This window comes from Actinospica sp. (assembly GCF_035552695.1).
Classification (GTDB): Bacteria; Actinomycetota; Actinomycetes; order Streptomycetales; family Catenulisporaceae; genus Actinospica.
The window spans coordinates 1-2,869 of record NZ_DASZKT010000158.1 but is presented as its reverse complement, the minus strand read 5'-3'; the positions used below and the strand labels follow the sequence as shown (position 1 = coordinate 2,869).

Sequence of the window (2,869 nt, the reverse complement as noted above, 5' to 3'; positions counted from 1 at the left end):
GGGGCAGCCGGCGGAGGACTTCACCCCGCCCACCGGCTTCCCCCCGGTCGGCTGATCGTCAGTCAATGGGCTGGTTCCTCAGTCGATGGCTGATTCTCGGTCAGCCGCTGATTCCCGGTCGATTGTTGATTCCTGAGTCGACTGTTGATTTCTCAGTCGCCTCTTGATTTCTTAGCCGATGATCGCCACGACGCACGCCACGTTGTCCGCGCCGCCAGCTTGGATCGAGAGCTCGACCAGCGCGGCGACCGCGTCCGCCGGACCTTCCGCCCCCTCGACGACGCTCCGGATCTCGGCCTCCGCGACGCGCGCCGAGAGGCCGTCCGTGCAGAGCAGGTAGCGGTCCCCGGCCCGCACGTCCGTCACCCGCACCTGCGGCTCGGGAGACGTCTGGCCGGTGCCGAGGGCCTGCACGAGCAGCGAGCGCTGCGGGTGCGATTCGGCCTCCTGCGGCGTGATCCGGCCGTCGTCGAGCATGGACTGCACGAGCGTGTGGTCGTGCGTGATCTGGAAGAACCGGCCGTCGCGCAGGAGGTACGCGCGCGAGTCGCCGATGTGCACGAGGCCGAGTTCCGAGCCCGTCCACAGCATCGCGGTGAGCGTCGTGCCGGAGTCCTCGCTGGCGATCCGCCCTACCGCCTGGTGCGCGCGATCCGCCGCGTCGTTGAGGACGTTCAGCAGGTCCCCCGATTCGACGGCGTCGAGGGTGCGCAGCAGGTCGATGGCCGTGCTGCTCGCCGTGTCGCCGCGCTCCCCGAACCCGTCGGCGACGGCGAACAGGCGCGGTCCCGCGTACGCGGCGTCCTGGTTGTCCGGCCGTACGGTGCCCTGATCGGACAGCGCGGCGTAGCGGACCTGCAAAGGCTGGGTGGTGCTGGGCATGGTGTCGTCCTTCCCTGACAGCTGTTCGATGAGGAAGTCGACAAGCTCGCGACGGGCCGCGGTGTCCGTCTCGACCCGCAGCCAGAACTCGCGGATCTCGTTCGCGGCCGCTCCCCGATCCGTCTCGCACAGGTCGCAGACGTGCCGGATGCGCGCGAGCGGCATCCCGAGCCGGCGCAGCCACGCCACGAGCCTGGCCCGGTCAAGCTGCCCCGGTTCGTAGTACCGGTAGCCGCTGTCCGGGTCGGTCCAGGCGGGCCGCAGCAGCCCGATCTCGTCGTAGAGACGCAGGGCCTTGATCGACAGCCGGGATGTGCGCGCGAACGCCCCGATCGTCAGCGGTGCCGCCGCCGTCGTTCCGTCCGCCGCCGTCCCGTCCGCCATCCGCGTCCTCTCCTCCTCAACCGCGCGGCCGTTCGCCGCCCGGCACCACCCGATGCTCGGCCCCGCCCCAAGGGGAGAGTCAAGCAGACACGGCGGGCGGACTCAGCCCCCCTCCCGCTGACCGGTGCGCGGCGCGATGGGCCAATACGCAGCGTGTCGGGCCGGTTTCTGGCAGGATGCCGCCATGACCTCTCAGCCGCCGTTCGATCCGTCGCAGCAGCCTTACTCGCAGGGGCAGCAGGGCGTCTGGGGCCGGCAGCAGCCCATGGACGCCGCGCAGGCGGCGGCGCTCGGCGCCGGGCCCACGCTGGTGACGATCGGGGACATCGCGTGCACCGACACGACGGTGATCACCCCGTCCGGGCAGGCACCGATCGGCGGCGTGGTGTGGTCGTACACGGACATGTCGCGGACGAACCGCGGCATCCCGACCTGGGCGATCGTGTGCGCGGTGATCTTCTTTTTCTTCTGCCTGCTCGGACTGCTCTTCCTGCTCGTGAAGGAGGAGCGCACCGAGGGGTCGGTGCAGGTCGTCGTGCAGGGACCGGGCTTCCTGCACCAGGTCCAGCTGCCGGTCTCTTCGGTGCTGCAGATACAGGACTACGCCGCACGCGTGAACTACGCACGCTCCCTCTCCGCCTCCGCCCTGGGCCGCTGAGCTCGTCTCCCGGGCTTCGAGCGCGTGGTTCAAGAGGCCTGATCATCTTGAGGCGATCTTGAGATTCGGCACATGGTGATCTTGAGGTGCCGAACCCGATCATGCTTAGTACATGCAATCTCCGCATGTGGATTTACTAGCTCGAACCCTGAGCGGGGGCGCCATACTATGGCGTACTGCGAGTCAGACCACAGCGACCACGCCTTGCTGCAAGAGCAGATCGTGCGGCTCTCCGGCGGGCACGTGGGCCGGATCACGCCGCACGGCCCGCTCTTCGCCGGCCCGCCGCGCAGGGCCAAGGTCGAGCGCGGGACCTTCGTACCCGCGCTGACCAAACGCGACAGGGCCACGATCGCCGTACTGGCCCTGGGCTGGGCGGTCTGCTTCGCAGCCTTCTGGCAATGGTGGCTGCAGCCGGGACACCGGGTGACCTGGGCCGGGCTGGTCCTGACGAGCCTGCTGCTGCTCTACCTCACCGGTCAGTCCCTGTACTTCGTGCTCGCGATCTCGCGGCTGCGCATGATCGCCCCCTCGATCGAGATCCCGCGGCTGCGGCTGGCCGTCGTCACGGCTCGGGCCCCTTCGGAGCCGTGGCCGATGGCACGCCGCACGCTGGAGGCCATGCTGGCCCAGGAGTTCCCGTACCCCTATGACGTCTGGCTCTGCGACGAGGATCCGACTCCGGAGATCAGCCGGTGGTGCCGTGAGCACGGCGTCCCGGTGTCCACCCGGCGCGGGATCGCGGCGTACAACCGGACCACCTGGCCCAGGCGCGCCAGATGCAAGGAAGGCAATCTCGCCTACTTCTACGACCGGTGGGGTTACCGGGACTACGACGTCGTCGTCCAACTCGACTGCGACCACGAGCCGCGCCCCAGCTACCTGGCCGCGATGGTCCGGCCCTTCGCCGACGCGGCGATCGGCTACGTCGCCGCACCCAGCATC

At 69.4% G+C, this 2,869-nt stretch carries 2 protein-coding genes and 1 pseudogene; 2 read left to right on the top strand and 1 reads right to left on the bottom strand.

The window, feature by feature from the left end; genetic code table 11:
* Positions 1 to 171: 171 nt before the first annotated feature.
* Positions 172 to 1,266 carry a MerR family transcriptional regulator gene (locus tag VG296_RS19115; protein ID WP_325567439.1) on the bottom strand — a complete coding sequence of 365 codons (1,095 nt, stop codon included), beginning with the start codon at positions 1,264 to 1,266 and terminating at the stop codon, positions 172 to 174.
* A 184-nt stretch (positions 1,267 to 1,450) separates the two neighbouring features.
* Here VG296_RS19115 and VG296_RS19110 point away from each other — a divergent pair, with 184 nt between their 5' ends.
* Entirely contained in the window at positions 1,451 to 1,924 is a 474-nt protein-coding gene (locus VG296_RS19110; RefSeq protein ID WP_325567437.1) for a hypothetical protein, read from the top strand.
* Between the two features lie 204 nt (positions 1,925 to 2,128).
* Positions 2,129 to 2,869 (top strand): annotated as a pseudogene (locus tag VG296_RS19105) (N-acetylglucosaminyltransferase); the annotation flags it as partial.

What these genes read in the sequence shown, in the direction of transcription:
- VG296_RS19115 (WP_325567439.1), bottom strand. Translation starts at nt 1,266, where the DNA reads ATGGCGGACGGGACGGCGGCGGACGGAACGACGGCGGCGGCACCGCTG.
- VG296_RS19110 (WP_325567437.1), top strand. Translation starts at nt 1,451, where the DNA reads ATGACCTCTCAGCCGCCGTTCGATCCGTCGCAGCAGCCTTACTCGCAG.